General features: G+C 50.1%; 19 protein-coding genes. 10 read left to right on the top strand and 9 right to left on the bottom strand.

All coding sequences use genetic code 11. The annotated features are described in order from the left end of the window. Window positions 1–74: 74 nt before the first annotated feature. The gene (gene nosZ, locus DRJ53_RS14465) at window positions 75–2,084 is read right to left on the bottom strand and encodes a Sec-dependent nitrous-oxide reductase (RefSeq protein WP_114236366.1); all 2,010 of its coding nucleotides are present in this window, start codon (window positions 2,082–2,084) and stop codon (window positions 75–77) included. Between the two features lie 101 nt (window positions 2,085–2,185). Then, window positions 2,186–2,656, bottom strand: a complete 471-nt coding sequence (locus tag DRJ53_RS14460) for a c-type cytochrome (protein ID WP_114236365.1) — start codon at window positions 2,654–2,656, stop codon at window positions 2,186–2,188. A 271-nt stretch (window positions 2,657–2,927) separates the two neighbouring features. Here DRJ53_RS14460 and DRJ53_RS14455 point away from each other — a divergent pair, with 271 nt between their 5' ends. The 7 genes from DRJ53_RS14455 to hemN all read left to right on the top strand — a co-directional run bounded on the left by DRJ53_RS14455 (window position 2,928) and on the right by hemN (window position 10,292). Then, the gene (locus DRJ53_RS14455) at window positions 2,928–3,419 is read left to right on the top strand and encodes an RrF2 family transcriptional regulator (protein ID WP_114236364.1); all 492 of its coding nucleotides are present in this window, start codon (window positions 2,928–2,930) and stop codon (window positions 3,417–3,419) included. After that, a complete protein-coding gene (locus DRJ53_RS14450; RefSeq protein WP_162303882.1) occupies window positions 3,400–4,140 on the top strand; it encodes a DUF542 domain-containing protein in 741 nt (246 codons plus the stop codon). Before DRJ53_RS14455 ends, DRJ53_RS14450 begins: the two co-directional genes overlap by 20 nt. A gap of 160 nt (window positions 4,141–4,300) precedes the next feature. Beyond that, window positions 4,301–4,681 carry a hypothetical protein gene (locus DRJ53_RS14445; RefSeq protein WP_114236362.1) on the top strand — a complete coding sequence of 127 codons (381 nt, stop codon included), beginning with the start codon at window positions 4,301–4,303 and terminating at the stop codon, window positions 4,679–4,681. A 275-nt stretch (window positions 4,682–4,956) separates the two neighbouring features. Continuing rightward, on the top strand, window positions 4,957–6,540 hold the full coding sequence (locus DRJ53_RS14440) for a sensor histidine kinase (RefSeq protein ID WP_240040687.1): 1,584 nt from the start codon (window positions 4,957–4,959) through the stop codon (window positions 6,538–6,540). Continuing rightward, a complete protein-coding gene (locus DRJ53_RS14435) occupies window positions 6,515–7,594 on the top strand; it encodes a response regulator (RefSeq protein WP_114236361.1) in 1,080 nt (359 codons plus the stop codon). Before DRJ53_RS14440 ends, DRJ53_RS14435 begins: the two co-directional genes overlap by 26 nt. A 291-nt stretch (window positions 7,595–7,885) precedes the next feature. Next, complete coding sequence (locus tag DRJ53_RS14430; protein ID WP_114236360.1) at window positions 7,886–8,632, top strand: DUF4114 domain-containing protein; 747 nt, start codon at window positions 7,886–7,888, stop codon at window positions 8,630–8,632. 283 nt (window positions 8,633–8,915) lie between these two features. Then, window positions 8,916–10,292 (top strand): oxygen-independent coproporphyrinogen III oxidase, encoded by a 1,377-nt coding sequence (gene hemN, locus DRJ53_RS14425; protein ID WP_114236359.1) that lies wholly within the window; start codon window positions 8,916–8,918, stop codon window positions 10,290–10,292. Between the two features lie 276 nt (window positions 10,293–10,568). Here hemN and DRJ53_RS14420 read toward each other — a convergent pair whose 3' ends face one another. Together DRJ53_RS14420 and DRJ53_RS14415 are read right to left on the bottom strand one after the other, a co-directional pair. After that, the gene (locus DRJ53_RS14420) at window positions 10,569–11,486 is read right to left on the bottom strand and encodes a pirin family protein (RefSeq protein WP_114236358.1); all 918 of its coding nucleotides are present in this window, start codon (window positions 11,484–11,486) and stop codon (window positions 10,569–10,571) included. Window positions 11,487–11,839: 353 nt separating this feature from the next. Then, a complete protein-coding gene (locus DRJ53_RS14415; protein WP_114236357.1) occupies window positions 11,840–12,250 on the bottom strand; it encodes an RNA-binding S4 domain-containing protein in 411 nt (136 codons plus the stop codon). Window positions 12,251–12,437: 187 nt separating this feature from the next. Between DRJ53_RS14415 and DRJ53_RS14410 the strand changes: the two genes are divergently transcribed. Together DRJ53_RS14410 and DRJ53_RS14405 are read left to right on the top strand one after the other, a co-directional pair. Further along, the gene (locus DRJ53_RS14410) at window positions 12,438–12,746 is read left to right on the top strand and encodes a hypothetical protein (RefSeq protein ID WP_114236356.1); all 309 of its coding nucleotides are present in this window, start codon (window positions 12,438–12,440) and stop codon (window positions 12,744–12,746) included. Window positions 12,747–12,827: 81 nt separating this feature from the next. Next, window positions 12,828–13,556 (top strand): energy transducer TonB, encoded by a 729-nt coding sequence (locus DRJ53_RS14405; protein ID WP_114236355.1) that lies wholly within the window; start codon window positions 12,828–12,830, stop codon window positions 13,554–13,556. 160 nt (window positions 13,557–13,716) lie between these two features. Here DRJ53_RS14405 and DRJ53_RS14400 read toward each other — a convergent pair whose 3' ends face one another. The 5 genes from DRJ53_RS14400 to DRJ53_RS14380 all read right to left on the bottom strand — a co-directional run bounded on the left by DRJ53_RS14400 (window position 13,717) and on the right by DRJ53_RS14380 (window position 18,973). Then, the gene (locus DRJ53_RS14400) at window positions 13,717–14,019 is read right to left on the bottom strand and encodes a hypothetical protein (protein ID WP_123893582.1); all 303 of its coding nucleotides are present in this window, start codon (window positions 14,017–14,019) and stop codon (window positions 13,717–13,719) included. A 197-nt stretch (window positions 14,020–14,216) separates the two neighbouring features. Next, window positions 14,217–15,584: a dipeptidase gene (locus DRJ53_RS14395; RefSeq protein ID WP_114236353.1), complete on the bottom strand. Its 1,368-nt coding sequence runs from the start codon at window positions 15,582–15,584 to the stop codon at window positions 14,217–14,219. A gap of 129 nt (window positions 15,585–15,713) precedes the next feature. Then, entirely contained in the window at window positions 15,714–16,877 is a 1,164-nt protein-coding gene (dinB, locus tag DRJ53_RS14390) for a DNA polymerase IV (protein ID WP_114236352.1), read from the bottom strand. A 96-nt stretch (window positions 16,878–16,973) separates the two neighbouring features. Next, entirely contained in the window at window positions 16,974–17,591 is a 618-nt protein-coding gene (locus DRJ53_RS14385; RefSeq protein WP_114236351.1) for a GNAT family N-acetyltransferase, read from the bottom strand. 50 nt (window positions 17,592–17,641) lie between these two features. Next, complete coding sequence (locus tag DRJ53_RS14380; RefSeq protein WP_114236350.1) at window positions 17,642–18,973, bottom strand: hypothetical protein; 1,332 nt, start codon at window positions 18,971–18,973, stop codon at window positions 17,642–17,644. Between the two features lie 278 nt (window positions 18,974–19,251). Between DRJ53_RS14380 and DRJ53_RS14375 the strand changes: the two genes are divergently transcribed. Further along, a complete protein-coding gene (locus DRJ53_RS14375; RefSeq protein ID WP_114236349.1) occupies window positions 19,252–19,551 on the top strand; it encodes a metal-sulfur cluster assembly factor in 300 nt (99 codons plus the stop codon). The last annotated feature ends 65 nt before the right edge of the window (window positions 19,552–19,616 follow it).

Raw genomic sequence — 19,616 nt, 5'->3', positions numbered from 1 at the left:
CAAGTGGTAAAAGATTTTACTTTTTGCTAAATATGCTGTTTGGTCTTTACCGTCTTTCCGGACTCTTATTTTATTTAAGGTTTAACTGCTGATGTATCGGCAGGGGCGGCTTTGTTGGTGCCGGTGCTGAAGTGCAGCGCCACGCTGGAGCCCGCAGGCGATACCCTCAGGTAGCCTTGCATTTCCTGGTGCAGTGCCGAGCAGAAGTCGGTGCAATAGAATGGGAAGATGCCCACTTTTTCTGCTTTCCACTTCAGGGTTTGTGTTTCGCCGGGCATTACCAAAATCTCCGCAGTGTTGGCGCCTTTGATGGCAAAGCCATGGGGCACATCCCAATCCTGCTCCAGATTGGTTACGTGGAAATAAACCTCGTCGCCCACTTTAATGCCTTCAATGTTATCCGGCGTGAGGTGCGAACGGATAGCGGTCATCCACACATGCACCTGGTTGCCTTTGCGCTCCACTTTGGCCTGCCCTTCGCCTTTGGCTGCAAACGGATGGGTGTTTTCTTCGATTTTGAAAATTTTCCGTTGTTTGTCTTTGATTAAAGCGGCCGGAAGTGCTTCGGCATAGTGTGGCTCACCGGTGGTGGGGAAATCAAGCAGGAGCTTCATTTTTTCACCGCTGATGTCGTACAGCTGTGCGCTTTGGGTCAGTTCGGGGCCGGTGGGCAGGTAACGGTCTTTGGTAATTTTGTTATACGCTACCATGTATTTGCCGTGAGGCTTGGTGGTGGGGCCGCCCGGTACCGACAGGTGACCAATAGAATAGTAAGTAGGAACGCGGTCCAGCACTTTCAGGGTTTTGATGTCCCATTTTACAATCTCCGACGAAACGAACATCGAAGTGTAGGCATTACCGCGGCCGTCAAACTCGGTGTGCAAAGGTCCGAGGCCTGGTTTCTGAACCTCGCCATGCAGCACTGCGTCGTATTTCAACACGGGGATGCCGTCGTAGTTGCCTTCGAAAGATTTGTTGGCAATGGCTTCCTGCATTTTGGTAAAAGAAAATACAGGGATGGTAGCGGCCAGTTTACCCGAAGCTACAATGTACTCGCCGGTAGGATCGGTGTCGGTTCCGTGCGGGCTCTTGGGGCATGGGATCATGTAGAGCAGGTCGGGAAACTCGGTGGGATCCAGCACCAGCACTTCTTTCTTCATGGTTGAAGTAGCAGTGTGGGTGTTTTCGTCGTACACATTGTGTGCATAGTTCACCGCCTGTTTTTTAGCACGGCCGGCTTTTACATACTCCTCTGCTTTTTTCCAGTTTACTGCCATCACAAAGTCTTTGTCCCGGGCCGAAGCGTTTACTTCCAGCAGGGTGTTGGCTTTTTCGGAGTTGTAGCAGCTAAAGAAGAACCAGCCATGCGATTTGCCTTTACCGGCCCGCGACAGGTCGAAGTTGAGTCCCGGAGTGCGGATCTGGAACGCAATGTTCATTTCACCCGACTGCTGGTTGATGGAAACAAAGGAAATGGATCCTTTGAAATTGTCTTTGTACGTGTTGATGGGCACGTCGCCATTCTGGTCATCCAGCGGCACGCTGAAACGGGTGGCGGCTACGATGTACTCCGAGTTTTGGGTAATAAACGGAGAGGCGTGGTTGCCGGCGCTGTTGGGGATTTCCAGGATTTCCGAGGTGCGGAAAGTGGAAAGGTCGATACGGGCCAGGCGCGGTGTGTTGTTGCCGTTGGCAAATGCCCAGCGGCCATCGTGCTCGCCATTGGTTTGCGACAAGGCTATGTGGTGCAGGTCATCCCAGGGCACTTCGCCGTGCGATGTATTGAGCAGCGGTTTGGTTTCTTCGGAAAAGCCATAGCCGCTTTCGGTGCTTACCGAAAACACGGGAACAATGCGCAGCAGGCGGCCCGAAGGAATGCCGTAGATGCCGATCTGGCCATTGAAGCCGCCGGAAACAACATTATAAAATTCGTCGTATTTGCCCGGTGCAACATACACTTTGGAAGCTGCATCGGCGCTGGCTGTTGATGTAGCCCCGCCTTTTGGTTTACAGCTATGCAGGCCGCCCGCAAGGGTTGCCGCAGCCGCAGTGGCAAGGAACAATCGTGATGTGAAGCGTTTCATATTTGAACTTTGTTTGTGTGGGAAAAATTTGATTGAACTTTTTGTACAGCTTTCGCTTGTATTTGAAAGGTATTATTTAAAAATTTATCTAAGCTCATGCGTTACTTGGCGCCATCGTTCTGGCGCATAAACTCCAGCAATTGCATGGCTTCTTCTTTCGACACATTCTGGTTGGGCATTTTCACCAGGCATTCCTCCAGCAGCTTTTGCGCATCAGGGTCTTTTTGCAGCATTTCGTCGGGGTTGGTGGTCATGGCTACAATCCAGCCTGGTGTGCGGCGTTTGGTGATGTCTTTCCAGCCGGGGCCTACCAGTTTTTCGTCGGTCAGCTTGTGGCAGCTCTGGCATTTCATTTCGTACATGCTTTTGCCGGCGGCCACCCACTCCGCATTGAGCGGGCTGTTTACCTGCACTTCTTCAATGGCAAAACCCGAAGCGGCTGGTGTTTCTGTTTCGGTGGCGGCAGCGGTGTCGTCGGCTGGTGCGGCATTGTTGCTGCCACAGGCCCAGAGCAGGATAGCTGCTGCCAGGGCGGTAAATAAGGCTCCTCTGGAAAATCTTGTTTTGTTCATGTTTGGTGGTGCGACTTTTAAAAAAGACGTCAATGTCTTTTAATGCTCAAAAGTAACCCCGCGCCCCTGCCCTGTTCGGTGAGGGTTGTCAACGAAATTGTTGACTTTGATCATGCCATGAAAAACACGGCATCGGTAGTTTCGAGCCTTATCTTGGGCGGATTTTTTTTTTTAATAAAAAGCCTTTGATAAACACAACGCGGCAGGCCAAACCTGCTGTTTTATTTAAAAAGTATACAGCAGGCCGGCAAGCCACAGAAACGAAAACACCATGCTATTTTCCAAATCATTTGGTTACGCCTTGCGGGGCATTTTATATGTAGCGTTGGCACAGTCGGAGGGGCGGCGGGTGCAGGTGGATGAGATATCCGAAAAACTGGGCGTGCCCCGGCATTTTTTGGGCAAGATCCTCAACCGCATGGTAAAGGAAGGTTTGCTGCAATCGGTAAAAGGCCCGTATGGCGGCTTTGCGCTGGCGGCGGCCACGCTGCAAACCCCGCTGCTGAAGCTGATTGAACTAACCGATGGGCTGGGTACCTTTAATAATTGTGTGCTGCGGCTGCATGCCTGCAATGCCGTTAACCCCTGCCCGCTGCACCACCAGGTAATGGATATTAAAAACAACCTGCAGCACATGATGATGGGCACCCTGGTTTCGGACCTGATGATTGGCGACCGCGAAGCATTTATCCGAAGCATTGCCACCGAAGAATTGGATGGCCTGCTTCAAAAAATTACGAACCATGACGAACACGATGCTTGACATACCCACCGTATCGGCCATAGTGCGGAAAGACTACCGTGCGGCGGATGTTTTTAAAAAATGGGGCATTGATTATTGCTGCAGCGGCAACGTGCCGCTGGCCGATGCCTGTGCCCAGAACGGTGCCGACCCGCAGGTGGTGCAGCAGGAACTGGATTTGCTGGCCGACAATTTATTGTCGCCGGAGATAAAGGCCGCCGCCGATTGGCCGCTGGATTTTTTGGTGGACTACCTGGTGCATGTGCACCACGCCTACCTCAAACGCGAACTGCCCCTGCTGCGCAACATGCTGCGGGGTTTTGTGCACAACCACCGCCAAACTTTTCCGCAGCTCCGCGAAGTAGAAGACGTGTTCAACGACCTGGCCGCCGAACTGGCCGACCACAACCAGCAGGAGGAAGATTCCATTTTCCCCTACCTCAAACAAATCATCAGCACCCATAAACGCAGGGAAACGTATGGCTCCTTGTTTGTGCGGGCACTGGGCCGGCCGCTGGGCCAGCAGGTAGCGGCCGACCATAAACGCATTGCAGCGCTCCAGTCGCACCTGCGCACCGTTACCAACGGGTACTATTTCAGCCCGGACAGTTGTGTGAGCCAGCAGGTGATTTACCAGAAGTTTAAAGAGCTGGACGACAACCTGAAAGTGCACAAGCACCTGGAAAATAATTTGCTTTATCCGAGGGTGCTGCAAATGGAACGGGAGCTGTTGGAGGTGTAAGGTCTTTTTAATACACTGGATAAAATCTACAACTTAGGAAGCTGTCACGCCGAACTCCATTCGGCCTCTCCTTGAACGAAAAGTATTTATGATCAAACTCGTGTAATCGAATTAATCGCCGATAGAATGGAATAACGGTTCACTGCATTAAAGCAATTATATGCTTACCTACTTCCTCCTCTGGTTTCCCATGTTATTCATCGCCATTGGCAACGGCGCACTCCGCGACCTGGGTTATAAAAAACGCCTGGGCGAAGCATCGGCACACCGCCTTTCCACCATTACCCTCATCTTATTTTTTGCGCTGTACATCGGCTGGGCCATCCAAAAATTTCCGCCTGAAAATATAAGTAAAGCCTGGCTGGTAGGCCTGTTGTGGCTGGTGGTGACGCTGCTGCTGGAAACCGGCATGGGATTAAAACAGGGCAAAAGCTGGCGCCAGATTGCCGCCGACTACGACATTACGCAAGGCCGCATATGGATCCTGATCCCGCTGTGGGTGTTGGTAGCACCGGCGCTTTTTTACACCATCTTTAATTGACTGCACTAACGCGGTACATTTCCTTTCAAACGATCTGTTCAACCCCACTGCATCTACTGCCCGTTTATTAAACGCAGTGTTGTTATTTGGGTTAAAACAAAAACTACGAGGCCAAGCTTTTCCATACCTGGCAGAGCAACCAGCACCTTTGCGCTTAACCCTAAAGCCCCGGTTAGCGGAAATTAGAATAAATTCGCCCACAGAAACTGATTCAACCACCGGAACGATTGCCCGTTGGCAACCCATCGGACCACTGAAAATTTTCAGGATACAGCATGCCACAACTATCCAGCAGGCAGGCAACGGTGTATGCACTGCTTGTTTTTGCAGGCACCATTGCCCTCAGCTATTTTTATCCCGGTTATACCATTACACTGAGTGGCCTCTTGGTGGTTATTTTCCTGTCCGTTTTTGTGCAATCGAAAGGTGCCACCATCGTTGCCGCTGTAGTTAGCTGCGCGGTGCTGCTGGCTTTTATGGCTTTTAACCAGGACCATATCGACATCACACGGGTGTGGATGGAGTTTTATTTTATGCTGGTGCTGGTGTTGTTCACCACCCTTATTGTTTTATACATTAAATCCCTGATCCGGCGCATGCAGTTCGATAAATCGCACATGACATCGCTTTTTGAAAATGCCACCGAAGGCATTTTGGTAACCGACAACCGGGGCCTGATTATCCTGGCCAACCCATCGGCGCTGCGCATGTTTGCCTACGAGCCCAAAGAGCTGTTGGGCAAACCCGTGGAGGTGCTGCTGCCCAAACGCTACCGCGCAGGCCACTCGCAGCTGCGCGAAGGTTTTTACCAGGAACCGCAAAACCGCACCATGGGCTCGGGCCGCGACCTGTATGGACAAAAGCAGGACGGCAGCTCGTTTCCAGTGGAGGTAAGCCTCAGTGCCTACAAGCAGCAAAACGAGCAATATGTGATTGCTTTTATTGTGGACATTACCCACCGCAAGGAAATTGAGCAAAGCATGCTGAAGCAGCAGCAGCAACTGGAAAAAGTAACCAACGACATTCGCCGCCTCAACGCCGAGCTGGAAGCCAAGGTGGAAGAACGCACCGTTATTTTAAAAGAAGCCCTGCAGCGCCTCGAGCAGTCGCAGGAAGAACTGAGCGAAGCGCTGGACAAAGAACGCCAGCTCAACGAGATCAAGGGCCGTTTTGTATCAATGGCTTCCCACGAGTTTCGTACGCCGCTCAGCGCGGTGCTGTCGTCGGCTTCGCTTTTGGCAAAATACACCACCTCGGAGCAGCAACCCAACCGCGACAAGCACATCAACCGCATCCGCGATTCGGTAAAGCACCTCAACGACCTGCTGGAAGATTTCCTGTCGCTGGGCAAGCTCGACGAAGGAAAAATCGGCGCCGTGTTCCTGCCGTTTCACCTCAGCGACGCCATTGGCGAAACCGTGGAAGACATGAAGGGCCTGCTGAAAGAAGGCCAGCACATTGAGTACCACCACGATGGACCTAACGATGTGGAAAGCGACCGCAAGTTGCTAAAAAACATCCTGATCAACCTGATTTCCAATGCGCTTAAATTTTCCGACGCCAACGCCACCGTAATGGTGCGCAGCAATGTGGCGGCCGGCGAAGCAAGGATATCGGTTACCGACCGCGGCATCGGCATTTCGGAAGAAGACCAGAAACACCTGTTCACCACATTTTTCCGCGGCAAAAATGCCCTCAACATCCAGGGCACCGGCCTGGGGCTCCATATTGTGAAACGCTACGCCGATATGTTGCAGGGTACGCTACATTTGCAGAGTATATTAAACCAGGGCACAACTATTACCCTGACTTTTCCTATAAACCACAACGCTGATGGCAAAGACTATTTTGGTAATTGATGACAACAACGACCTCAGGGAAAATACCGCAGAGATCCTGGACCTGGCCGGCTACCGAACACTTACGGCAGCCAACGGCAAACAGGGCGTGGATGTAGCGGTGCGGGAAAAACCATCGCTGATCGTTTGTGACATCATGATGCCCGAACTGGACGGATACGGTGTGCTGCACCTGCTGCGCAAAAACCCCGACACCCAGAACATTCCTTTTATTTTCCTGACGGCTAAAACCGAACGGAGCGATTTCCGGAAAGGCATGGAAATGGGCGCCGACGACTATGTGACCAAGCCATTTGAAGATATTGAACTGCTCAATGCCATTGAGGTGCGCCTGAAAAAGGTGGACGTGCTGGAAACCAAATATGCACCCACGCCACAGGGTTTGACCCAGTTTGTGCGGGACATTAAGGACACCGGCATGCTGAAGCAGCTTTCGGAGCAATACGCCGTGGAGCAATATGCCAAAAAGCAAAACCTCTATGCCGAAGGCAAGCGGCCCCGCTTTTTGTACTACCTCGTAAGCGGCAAGGTAAAAGCATACAAAACCCATGAAGACGGCAAGGAATACATTACCGACCTGTACAGCGCCGGCGATTTTGTAGGCTACAGTGCCCTGATTGAAGACAAGAACTACGACGATACCGCCATTGTGATTGAAGACGCCGAACTGATGCAGATTCCGCGGGAAGACTTCCTTTCGATGATCTACAGCGATGTAAACATTGCCGCCAAGTTTATCCGCATCATTACCCAAAACGTAAAGGAAAAAGAGGAACGCCTGCTGAGCCTGGCTTATTCTTCGCTGCGCAAAAGGGTGGCCAAAGCGCTGGTGGACATCAACGGCAAGTTCAATGCTGCAGGCACCAATACCAACCCCGCTACTCCCATCAACCCCATCGAAATTTCGCGGGAAGAAATTGCCCAGTATGTAGGTACCGCCACCGAATCGCTGATCCGTACGCTGTCGGATTTTAAATCGGAAAAACTGATCGATATCCGCAACGGAAAGATCGTGGTGAGCGATACCAACAAGCTTAAAAACCTGTTGTACTAAGCATTTATAAACCCAGTTGCCGGGGTGGCAAAGATTTTGCAGCTCATCTGTAAAGCCGCTCCTCAATTATATCGCATAAAAAAGGGAGGGCTTTTGGCCTTCCCTTTTAAACTTTTAGCGGGAAGGTTAGTCCATCCCATTTGCTAAGCCCCATATCCCTTCAAAGCCAGCCCCACTTCCTATAACCAAAACCACCTGTGCTGTATCAGGTAATTGTTTCATATAACGCATTACCTTGCCGCACTGATCTGAGCTCATTCATTTTTATTGTAAAAAAAACACCCCCTATTTATGAAAGCGACTAACCTGCTCTCATTGTGTGCTGCGATTTTTGTGCTGACTGCCTGCGAAAAAGAAGACAATGCCGTAACCCGCCCCGTTCAGTTTACCTCCACCACGTACAAAAGCCTGGGTGGACACGACGACAAAGGCAAACCCGACAACCTGTTGCCCAAAGACCAGATTTCGCCGGCCGTAAGCAACCTGATCACCGGCTCGCTGCCCGAAAACAAGGACATGCGCACCTCCAACCCCGAACTGCTCAAGAGCAAATCTTTTGAAGACATCGCGGTAACGCAGCAGTCCGACATCTTCCTCACTTTTGTGAGCCATGGTACCATTTCCAACTACAACACTATTGCATTTTACACCTACCCCAGCAACCAGCCGCCCAAAAGCCCCAAGGATATAAAGGACATTACCTACATTTTCCCCAATGCCGGTTACCAAACACCGTTGCAGTCGGGCGACAAGGTAAAAATTGGCCGCTTTGAGCCGGGTACTTCAGTTGGTTTTGTGCTGATGCAAAATGCATGGAACCCCACCACAAAAACCATCAATAAAGACGCAGTGCATTTTTGCGCCAATGATATTTTGAACCCCGAAGTGGACCCGAACCTGAAAAAGCACACCGTGCTCATCAACTACCCGGCGGAAAACAAAGTGCTGGTTGGCTTTGAAGACATGGACCGTACCCGCGAAGATTGTGACCACGATTTTAACGACGTGGTGTTGTATGCCACTGTTGTGAAGCTGTAAGCTGCAGTGCACAAGGAGTAATTTTTGTGCTAAAAAATATTAAGGGCAGGCCACCGGATTTTGTTGCTACAAACTGGGGGCCTGCCTTTTTTATTTTACAACTAAATAAAAGCCGAAACCCTCACCGGCAGCGGTTTTCAGCAAAATGAGCAACTTTCTCTGAAACTGCATTTTAGCTGCATTGGCCCCTGCTGAACCTGCTTATTTTTTGGCTTGACGATTATCTTACCAAAAGATAACATGCGTCACCCCCGGGGGCACAAACGGACGGTAGTTTTGTGGCATGCTACCTTCAGAGATCAATCCATTATTAATTCGCAAATACAACCAGCCGGTGCCGCGATACACCTCGTATCCAACCGTGCCGGTATGGGATGAGCAATTGGATGCCGACGCCTGGAAGGAAGCTTTCCGGCAACGGTTCGATGAGCAGAACCATACCTCGGGTATTTCGCTGTACCTGCACCTGCCCTTTTGCGAATCGCTGTGCACTTATTGCGGTTGCAACAAAAAAATAACCACCAATCACAAGGTGGAGGACGACTACATTGCCGCCATTGAAAAAGAGTGGAAACTGTACCGCAAGCTGATCAAGCAAACGCCGGTGATCCGTGAAATTCACCTGGGCGGCGGTACCCCCACTTTTTTTTCGCCGCAAAACCTCGACCGGATCATGCGCATTTTGCTCAAAGACAGCATTGTGCACCCGGGCCGCGAGTTTAGCGTGGAAGGGCACCCCAATAATACTACCCGCCAGCACCTGCAGGTGTTGTACAAAGCAGGCTTCCGCCGCATTTCGTATGGCGTGCAGGACAACGACCCCGAAGTACAGCGGGTGATCAACCGCATACAGCCTTTTGAAAATGTGGCAAAGGCCACTGCAATGGCCCGCGAAATTGGATTCACTTCGGTCAACTTCGACCTGATTTACGGCCTGCCGCTGCAAACCCTGGCCAGTATTGAACGCACCATTGAGCAAACCATTTCGCTACGCCCCGACCGCATCGCGTTTTACTCGTATGCCCATGTGCCCTGGACCAGCAAGGCGCAGCGCCTGTTTGATGAAAGCCACCTGCCGCCTGCCGAACTGAAAGTGCAGCTGTACCTGAAAGGCAAAGAGCTGCTGACGGCTGCCGGCTATACCGATATTGGCATGGATCATTTTGCCCTGCCGCACGACGAGTTGTATAAAAGCTGGAACAGCGGAAAATTGCACCGCAATTTCATGGGCTATACCACGCAGCAAACCGGCCTGCTGTTGGGCCTCGGTGTTTCTTCCATTTCGGACATTGGCACCACTTATGCCCAAAACGAAAAAACCCTGCACGACTATTACGCAGCGATTAATGCCGGCAGGCTGGCCATTAAAAAAGGCTACCAGCTCAGCGCCGAGGACCGCTCGTTCCGCAAATATATCCTGGACATCAGCTGCCGTGGAGTAACGCATTTTGAGCCCAAAGACCTGACCGTGTTGCAGCAGTACAGCTTTCCAAAACTGGAAGCATTTGCCGAAGACGGACTGGTAGAATGGGATGAAAAAGGCGTGGCGTTAACGGCGCAGGGCCGCCAGTTTATCCGCAATGTGTGCAGCGCCTTCGACCTGTATTTACAAAGGCAACTGGAGGCACCGCCCAAGCCGGTGTTCAGCCAGGCAATATAAATTTTCTTATGTGTGTTGTTTTTTAGCGCAAGGCCCAGGGGATCACATCCTTTGGGTTTTGTGCTTTTGGGAGGGGTATGCTTTTACATGTCAATGAGTGTAGGTTCGAAAACATAAATTCACCGTAGGCTGTCCTACCGAATTCCATTCGGCATCTCCTCCTACCTCATTAACTCTAACTAACAGAAGGGGATGCCGAAACAAGTTCGGCATGACAATAACTTACTTCAGAAATGTATTCAACGGAATAGGCAAACCCGCTTTCTCTAAACCATACTACGACAGCGGCTCGGGCCGCGGCGCACTGCCCGCCGGACGTGACTTATCATCGGGCAGCGGTATAAACTCGTGGTCGTCGTTGGGTGGTAAAATAATGCGTCCCTGTTTCCAGTCTTCCTTGGCCTGTTCAATCCGCTCCTTGCGGGACGAAACAAAATTCCACCAGATAAAACGTTCGCCCAGCGGCTCGCCGCCCAGCAGCATCAGCGTAGTGTGTTCCTGTGCTTTAATCAGCGGGTCAACGCCTTTGGTAAACACCAGCATTTGCCCCGCGTTATATGTAATGCCACCAATTTCCACACTGCCCTTGGCAATATAAAAGCCCCGCTCGGCATGCTCTTGCGGCAGGCCAAAACGGGCACCGGGCTCCAGCACCACGTGCAGGTAAAACAGTGGCGAAGCCGTTTGCACACCATTGCTCAAGCCATATGCTGTGCCGGCAATCAGCCGCATCCACACACCGGTATCGGTAAACACCGGCAGTTGTTCGGGTTTATAGTTGGCGAACGATGGCGCTGCTTCTTCGTCTTTTTCGGGCAGGGCCACCCAGGTTTGGATCATTTCCAGCGTGCCGCCAGCCAGCGCCGCCGGGTCTTCAAACCGCTCGGAGTGGGCAATGCCGCGGCCAGCCGTCATCCAGTTTACTTCGCCGGGCCTGATGATCTGTTCTACGCCCAGGCTATCGCGGTGGGTAACCTGCCCGCCAAAAAGATAACTGACCGTGGACAGCCCAATATGCGGATGCGGCAACACATCCAGCGTGGAAGGCTGCGGGGGCACATTGGTAACGGGGCCGGCATGATCCATAAAAATAAAAGGCCCGATCATGCGGCGCAACCGGAACGGCAGGATGCGCTTCACTTTCATCGATTCGGAGATGGCGGCGTTGCGGGCTTCAATAACAATATCGAGCATGGGTGGTGATGTTTTGCGAAGTAGCTTGAAGTTACTGCTTCCGGGCCAGAAGCGTTTTATGGAGTGCTTATCAATGGCATATAGAACACCAACAATTTCGCACTGTTCTCATTCAATCCAAGTCTTCAAATCTGTCCAACGCATGCATATTTACTTGCAATTTTATGCCTGCAAATAGGGACCAATAAAAAAAGCCTAAAAGCAATGACAGCCCAACTTCTAGGCTGTCATTGATAGGATTTAATACCATCGTGATGATGTGCTACAAACGGATATTCAACCATGAACCGGGCATCTGATTTTTACTAACACTATCCGTGGATGATGTGCTTTTCCTTACTGCCGTAACACGATCATTCACCCACGCCATCCGCTTCATCATCGCCCATAAAGCCATCCAGTTCGCGACGTTGTTTTTTCGTGGGGCGGCCAATTTTGCTTTGCCGCTTGCCGGTATGAAATGATGGGGCAGTAAACTTGGTTACGTCCAGTTCTTCCTCCGGCGTCATGTCGAGGTAGTACTTGATGGCTTCGCTATACGCCTGGCGGTTGTGCAGCAGGCCCGTTACTTTAATCACCCATTTACGGGCTTCGGTTTTTACTTCATACTCATCGCCCACAGCCACGCTTTTAGCCGCTTTTACCGACGTGCCGTTTTGCTTTACCTTACCGGTATCGCAGGCAGCCGCAGCCAGGGTGCGGGTTTTAAACAGGCGTATGGCCCAGAGGTATTTATCAATGCGCAATTTTTCTTTTTCCGCCATTGGGCAAAATTAGTCCACTCCTGCACATAAGACATAGATCACTGCTTGTTAAAAATAGGCCGGAGCGATGCACCGGCTGCATTTACGGAACCCCAATCTGACACCTGTAGCTTTTCTACAAAATGTGTTGCCTATATTTAATGGACCAAATTAACGGTATGAACAAAATTGCCCACTGTTTGCCTGTATGCTGCTGGGCCGCGCCGCGCAGGCACAAGAAACCATCATCAACCAGCAAGTACTGCAAGAGCGGGCCCAGAGTTACCTGCAAAAGCTAACAGATACTTCAGCGCTGGGGAAAATACCGAATATAGCAGTGGTGGCACCCGGCCACAAAGGGATAATAATACTGCCACAGGACGGCATGCCCTGTATTGTGCCCGACACCCGCGGCATTGCAGCCATACCCAATGCAATGGAAATAAAAAAAGTGCCGGAAGCAGGCCGCATGCCTAATGCATGGAACGGCAAGATAAAAGTAATGCCTGTGAAATAATGGCGCGGTGGATTGCGAAAGCTGTAAGGAATTTTACACGACGCCTAACTACCAAACAAAAAGAAGTTAACCAAAACCCTTATGAGAACAACATCAATTGTTATTTTTTTGACTTTTCTATCAACTGAATCATTTGCGCAAAACTCAAAATCATTATTGCGAAATTGGATTAAAACATCTGTTGAAAATTTATCAGACAAGGCAATAGCGCCAGATACGCTTTACACAAGGTATTCGTTCGCTAAGTCACATTTGAACATAAGCTTTTACCCGGGCTGGAATGATTACACACAGCCATGGTCGAAAAGTGGAAACGATTTGACATTGGGCTTCGATACCTATAAAATTGAGGTGCTTAATGACACAGCACTGACGATTGCTTTAGATGGTTTCCGCCGCTTCAAGTTTTTATCAGAAGAATATTTAAGTAACAAAGCAGAACACCTCGATTCGATTGGACAATATGATAATAGGCCATTATTTAGGGCAAATAGTTTTATCACACCGCGATACAAAGGGAACGGTTCGTTTAAAGATTATGTGCAAAAAGATTTGGAAGGCTACAACATTAAGAAAGCAAGTTATTTCTTAGCAACCTTCATTGTAACAGAAGAAGGAAAAGTTGAAAATATAATCGTACACAATGGAATTTCAGCTGGCTTCGATGCTGCTGTTTCAAAACAACTTTCAAAAAGTACGAACAATTGGACTCCTGCTAAATTCAACGGCAAGCCAATTCAGACCAAAATGATTTACGAAATCAAGTACCTGAATTCCTTAACGCCGACGAGCTCCGGTATTTTACAATAAATCAAAATTGGGAATACTACTCACAGCGGCCGGCAATAGTACAAGCTGACATCACGAACAGATTTTCTTTAATACACTCAAATACAGTTTATGTGGAAGCGCCACTAATTTCTGCGCTACGGCAAAAGGATTTCAATAACGCTGCAACCGTGCATAGCATTTATGCCATTTCCGGCTTGCATTCCAACTGTTCGATCTTTTGGCGCAGGTCGGTCAGCATCATTTTCTTTACTTCATGTTGGGCATTGTTGGTGTGAAGTGCTACTGCCCGGATAAATGCAAAGCGTAAAACCAATCCCCAAAAAATAGTGTTGACCAAAAGAAAAACTGCTGCTTTCAAAAAGTTTTCTTGCAACTGATCATAGAATTTGGAATCCAATAGATAGAACATCATTGGAATCCCAAAACTGGTCAACAAGATTTCCCGTTGCAGATGCTTTCGCTTCTTTAGAAACGCTTCCATAAAAGGCGATTGCCGGTAAGCCTGCAAGTGCACGCCAAAGCTTAAGCGTTCATTCCATTTATTCCTTTTTTCTGCTTCCTGCAGTTGCGCCAGCTTTTCATCTATGAGTTGCAACACTTCGTTTTTCTGCATGCATTAAAAATAAAAAAGACGGAGCAAATGCCCCGTCTTCCAAGATATTTTAATGCGCCGGTTTTTTAGCCTTCGGCAAAATAGCGGTGAAAATGCGGGATGGTTTCGATGCCTTTGTAATAGTTATCGAGGTTAAACTTTTCGTTGGGCGAATGCAGGTTATCGCTATCGAGGCCAAAGCCCATGAAGATGATTTTTACACCCAGCTCTTTTTCCAAAATAGCACAAATAGGAATGGAGCCGCCACCCCGCACCGGGATGGGATCTTTGCCAAATGTTTCTTTAATGGCCTTAGCTGCAGCCTGGTAGCCTTTGCTGTCGAGCGGCGTCATGTACGCTTCGCCACCGTGCAGGTTGTAGGCATTTACCGTAACCGATGCCGGCGCAATGCTGCGGAAATATTCCAGCATCATTTGCGTGATCTTTTCCGAAGATTGATTGGGCACCAGCCGCGCCGATATTTTGGCAAATGCTTTTGAAGGTAGCACTGTTTTAGCACCTTCGCCGGTGTAGCCGCTCCACATGCCGTTTACTTCCAGTGTGGGCCTGATGCCGGTACGTTCGTTGGTGGTAAAACTTTTTTCGCCCCACAATTCCTGCACACCCAGATCCTTTTTATACTCCGCTTCATCATATGGTGCACGGGCCATCAGTTCCCGCTCTTCGGGGGTCGCTTCCACCACATCATCATAAAAGCCGGGAATGACAATATGATTGTTCTCATCGTGGCAGGAAGCAATCATTTTTGCCAGAATGGTAGCCGGGTTGGCAACGGCACCGCCATACACACCGCTGTGCAGGTCGCGGTTGGGCCCCGTAACTTCCACCTGTATGTATGCCAGTCCGCGAACGCCTACATCCATCGAAGGGTTTTCCAGCGACAGCATAGCGGTGTCGGAAATCAGTATCACATCGCAACGGAGCAACTCTTTGTTATCGGCAATAAACTGCTCCAGGTTAGGCGATCCTACTTCCTCTTCGCCCTCAATCAAAAACTTGATGTTGGTAACCTGCGTGCCGGTTTGCACCATCGTTTCAAATGCTTTTACATGCATATAAAACTGGCCCTTGTCATCGGCCGAGCCACGGGCATATATTTTACCGTCTTTGATCACCGGCTCAAAAGGGCCGCTGTTCCACAGTTCCAGCGGATCGGCAGGCTGCACATCGTAATGGCCATACACCAACACGGTGGGTTTAGATGGATCAATGATCTTTTCTCCGTACACTACCGGGTGGCCGGCGGTGGGCATTACCTCGGCACGGTCGGCACCGGCATCGCGCAGGCGCTGGGCCACTGCTTCGGCGCATTGCTGCATGTCGGCATTATTCTCGGTTTTTGCAGAAATAGAAGGGATGCGGAGCAGCTCCAGCAGTTCCTGCAGAAAGCGGTCTTTATTTTGTTCCTGATACTCTTTCCAGGTTTGTTGCATAAAAAATCAATCGTTAATGTGAACAAATAAATAAGCGGTTAAAGATAGGGAGTTAGCGTACTGGTCTGGCCACTTGCAGATGCATTTAGCTGGTTAGTACCCTTACTAGTGGCCTGACCAGTAAGCGTCCTACTCCTCTTTTCTACCTTTCAATGCGCCAGCCTTGGTAATCATGGCGCTGCCAAAACGGGCTTTCAGGTCATCTACCGTTTTATACAATTCCAGCTTTTCTTCGGGCCTGTCAAATAAGTTCATCTGCATCGTCATCGGTATCAGGTGGCTAAACCTTACACCCAGCAACCGCACTTTTTCGCCACGGCGGTACAGCTTTGCGAACAAGGCTTTGACCCGCGCCAGCAGCACATCGTCCAGTGCGGTGTATTCCATTACTTCCTGTTTTGAAACAGTGGTAAAATCCGAATACCTGATTTTTACGGTTACACATCCTGTTAGCTTTTCATCGCGCCGCAAATCATAAGCATTCCGCTCCGTCAGCTTCAATAGTTCGGTGTGCAAAAACTGCCCATCGCTGCTGTCGGCATCAAAAGTTGTTTCATGCGACAGCGACTTTTGTTCGCTCCAGCCCTCCACCGGGTTATCATCTATCCCCATCGATTTTTCCCACAGCCTGCGCCCCCATTTACCTAGTTCCCGCTCCAGCGCATCGGGGCCGCGTTGTGCAATTTGTGCAATGGTGTTGATGCCGATGCTGCGGAGTTGCATTTCGGTTTGCTTGCCCACCATTGGAATTTTATCCACCGTCATGGGCCACAAAAACGCCGTTTCCTTGCCTGCGGGTATTTCCAGAAAACCATTGGGCTTGGCTTCGCTGGTGGCCATTTTGCTCACCAGTTTAGAAGTGCTCAATCCGTATGAAATAGGCAGGCCGGTTTCCCGAATGATCTTCTCCCGCAGTTCGCGGGTGTATTGGCTGGCGCCAAAAAAGCGGTCCATGCCCGTGAGGTCGCAGTAAAATTCGTCGATGGAAGCTTTTTCAAAAAGCGGCACTGCGTCGGAAATGATGCCGGTAACCACACGCGAATAATGACTGTAATCGCCACGGCTGCCAGAGATGAAAATGGCTTCGGGACAAAGGCGTTTGGCAGTGGCCGAAGGCATGGCGCTGTGGATGCCAAATTTGCGGGCTTCGTACGAACAGGCGGCCACAATACCGCGTTGGCCGTTGCCGCCTACAATCAGCGGCTTACCCTTCAGCGCAGGGTTTTTCAACACCTCCACCGATACAAAAAATGCATCCAGGTCGAAGTGGGCTATGTGGCGCTGTGGGGGCATGTTGCAAAGGTAAACGGAACCGGTGATGCGCAGGATTATGAAAGGATTTGCAACAGCTTTTTTACAACTGCATTTGTTACAATGGCACCAACAGCATCATAGTGCAACGGTGCGGCCAATTTTTTCCAACAGCATTCCTTTTACGCTGTTCGTCCATTCTTCTTTTAAAATACTCAGCACAGCGCTGTTGCGGCGGGTGCCATCGGGGCGCAGGCCATTGCTGCGCAAAACACCTTCCATGGTACAGCCAATGCTTTTCATCGCCGCCAGGCTGCGGCTGTTTTCTGCATCGGCACGGAACTCGACCCGCTCCATGCCCCACTGCTCAAATGCGGCCTGCAGCAACAGGTATTTGCAATGCTTGTTCAGCCCCGTGCCTTGGTGCGCTTTGCCATACCAGGTGTAGCCCAGCTGCAGCGTTTGCTGCGCCGGCTGAATATCATAAAACCGGGTGCTGCCCGCCCATTTTTTTTGCACTTTATCAAAAACAATAAAGGGATATTCGCGGCCTTGCGTACGTGCATCGAGGGCCAGTTGCATGTAATGCCGCAGCCCGTCGGCGCCAGCGGCCTGCACCAGCGAGTAGCGCCACAAATCCGGTTCGTTTAAAGCAAAAGGCAGGAGCAGGTCGTAATCACTTTGCTGCATAGGCCGCAGCAGCGCGGCGCTATTTTCTAAAACATACTCTTGATGTGCATCAAAGGCAGCGGGCATACAATGGCATTTACCGGTAAGGTAAAAACTAATTTTTTGCTGCAAAAAGGCTATGCAACTATTGCATTTGTCACACGATTTTGTATTGCAGCAAAAGGTTGCGCATGCCGCCACAAAATGCCTGCACCCAACAACATGCCCAACACCAAAGCTGCAAGCAGTTGTAATTGATATGGCACAAAAGCACCCAGTCCATTGGCGGCCAGCAACAGTTCAGTTGCAGCAAACGATGCAATAAACAACCACAAGCCAAATGAAAGCGTACGGTTGATTGTTAATGCAAACAGGCGCAATACCTGTGCAATCAAGGCAAGGCTTACAAACCCAACCAACACCAGGTGTAAATAAGCAATTACCAGGTTGCGATGCAGTGCGGCCTGTGCCGCCACTGCGGGCAATGCCGACAGCGCCTGCAACACATTTTTCAACACAAAGGAAGCCAGCGCCAACACCAACAATATCCGCACCCAGCCTTTTGCCCGGGCTATCCATGCTGCATCGCGCAACAAGTAGTACACTGCTGCTAACTGCAGCAAACCAGCTATGCCGCCAACCACATGCAACAGCAACGGCGGCTTGTTCCACAATAGGGAAAGTGCATAAGCCGGGATGCATGCAGCGTTGAGTAAAAGGAGCACTTTATCGCCATTGCTATTTTGCACTTGCGACCTGTTGCCATACCATAGGGCCAGCACTGCAAAAACAAACAACCCGTTGTAGGTAAAATGCAGGTAAAAATAAATGGCGTTGTAATAAAGCGGCGAACCCTGGTACCCCATTGCAATAATGGGCCCCGTGGCCAACGGCCCCAATGCAGCAAGCACACCATATAACAAACCCCATTTTAAAAAACCATACGCCGTATGATGCGGCAACCGGGACAAAGCTTTACACACCACCACAGCGAGGTAACAAACAGCAGCCAATGAAAGCGTGGAAAAGGCAATACTCACCGCACCATAACCCTGCACCGGAAACGAAAGCAGCATGCCATATGCAGCAACCAACAACATGCTTGCGATATTGCGCCAATGCCGATAGGCTACAGCAGCTGCCAGTTGCGGAAATGTTTGCAGCATTAGCGCCAATAAAAGCGGAATGATCCAGCCACCAAATGCGGCATGCGAATGGCCGTGCAAAAGGTTTTTGTATTGCAACGGAAAATTGGGTAACAGCGGCACTGCACGCAGCAGCAATCCCAACAAAGCCACCAAAATAAGATTGAACAGCGTCCAGCGAACAAGGTTTGCAGCCAACTGCATCACCGGCAATTGTGGTGCAGCAAAATAGCGGGCTGCCAGTGGCGTAACAGGTTTTCGTTTCCGGAGCAACATGGCCCAAAGTTCCACAATGAAAGCCGCAATGGTGGCCAGCCGCGTCAAACCGGTGGGTGATAATGGTCAATATAAAATCAGGGCAAATGTTGTGTTGAACGTTTATGAAAAAACAACAAAAACAGACCAACATCATATGCACATAATGACGCACATCAACTTTACTGCTACAACATACCCCGAATTTTATATGGAACGAAAGGCGCATGCAGGTGCAAACTATTGCAAGCCTTAGTTGAGGCCGAGCAAGGCATCATGTACCATTTCAACATTCAAATTTTATCGGCCCAGGCACCATGCCGGGTTTATTCTAAAACATTTCATCTATGATTACTCAGGATAGCATTGTTGCGCAAATCAAAAAAGTGTACGACCCCGAAATCCCGGTGAACATTTACGACTTGGGACTGATTTACGACCTGAAAATCTTGGGCAGTGAAGTGTATATTTTAATGACCCTCACAACTGCTACCTGCCCTGCTGCCGCATTTATTCCGGAAGAAGTGAAATCTGTGGTGGGTGAAGCGATGGGCGTATCGGCGGTTCATGTAGACATCGTGTACGAACCCCGTTGGAGCAAGGAAAAAATGTCGGACGAAGCAAGAAAAGTGCTGGGTTTTGCATAGACAAAACAGCTAGCTTTTTTTGCCAAACAAAATGCCCTGTACACCGCGATGTTGCCCTGCAACAG

The organism is Paracnuella aquatica (assembly GCF_003332885.2).
In the GTDB taxonomy this organism is placed as follows: Bacteria; Bacteroidota; Bacteroidia; order Chitinophagales; family Chitinophagaceae; genus Flavisolibacter; species Flavisolibacter aquaticus.
The sequence above is the reverse complement of the archived record's forward strand: the minus strand, read 5'-3'. Positions and strand labels throughout refer to the sequence as shown.

Bases quoted from the DNA above. Each gene is read 5' to 3' on its own strand.
- nosZ (WP_114236366.1), bottom strand. From the start codon at position 2,084: ATGAAACGCTTCACATCACGATTGTTCCTTGCCACTGCGGCTGCGGCA.
- DRJ53_RS14460 (WP_114236365.1), bottom strand. From the start codon at position 2,656: ATGAACAAAACAAGATTTTCCAGAGGAGCCTTATTTACCGCCCTGGCA.
- DRJ53_RS14455 (WP_114236364.1), top strand. From the start codon at position 2,928: ATGCTATTTTCCAAATCATTTGGTTACGCCTTGCGGGGCATTTTATAT.
- DRJ53_RS14450 (WP_162303882.1), top strand. From the start codon at position 3,400: ATGACGAACACGATGCTTGACATACCCACCGTATCGGCCATAGTGCGG.
- DRJ53_RS14445 (WP_114236362.1), top strand. From the start codon at position 4,301: ATGCTTACCTACTTCCTCCTCTGGTTTCCCATGTTATTCATCGCCATT.
- DRJ53_RS14440 (WP_240040687.1), top strand. From the start codon at position 4,957: ATGCCACAACTATCCAGCAGGCAGGCAACGGTGTATGCACTGCTTGTT.
- DRJ53_RS14435 (WP_114236361.1), top strand. From the start codon at position 6,515: ATGGCAAAGACTATTTTGGTAATTGATGACAACAACGACCTCAGGGAA.
- DRJ53_RS14430 (WP_114236360.1), top strand. From the start codon at position 7,886: ATGAAAGCGACTAACCTGCTCTCATTGTGTGCTGCGATTTTTGTGCTG.
- hemN (WP_114236359.1), top strand. From the start codon at position 8,916: ATGCTACCTTCAGAGATCAATCCATTATTAATTCGCAAATACAACCAG.
- DRJ53_RS14420 (WP_114236358.1), bottom strand. From the start codon at position 11,486: ATGCTCGATATTGTTATTGAAGCCCGCAACGCCGCCATCTCCGAATCG.
- DRJ53_RS14415 (WP_114236357.1), bottom strand. From the start codon at position 12,250: ATGGCGGAAAAAGAAAAATTGCGCATTGATAAATACCTCTGGGCCATA.
- DRJ53_RS14410 (WP_114236356.1), top strand. From the start codon at position 12,438: ATGCTGCTGGGCCGCGCCGCGCAGGCACAAGAAACCATCATCAACCAG.
- DRJ53_RS14405 (WP_114236355.1), top strand. From the start codon at position 12,828: ATGAGAACAACATCAATTGTTATTTTTTTGACTTTTCTATCAACTGAA.
- DRJ53_RS14400 (WP_123893582.1), bottom strand. From the start codon at position 14,019: ATGGAAGCGTTTCTAAAGAAGCGAAAGCATCTGCAACGGGAAATCTTG.
- DRJ53_RS14395 (WP_114236353.1), bottom strand. From the start codon at position 15,584: ATGCAACAAACCTGGAAAGAGTATCAGGAACAAAATAAAGACCGCTTT.
- dinB (WP_114236352.1), bottom strand. From the start codon at position 16,877: ATGCCCCCACAGCGCCACATAGCCCACTTCGACCTGGATGCATTTTTT.
- DRJ53_RS14385 (WP_114236351.1), bottom strand. From the start codon at position 17,591: ATGCCCGCTGCCTTTGATGCACATCAAGAGTATGTTTTAGAAAATAGC.
- DRJ53_RS14375 (WP_114236349.1), top strand. From the start codon at position 19,252: ATGATTACTCAGGATAGCATTGTTGCGCAAATCAAAAAAGTGTACGAC.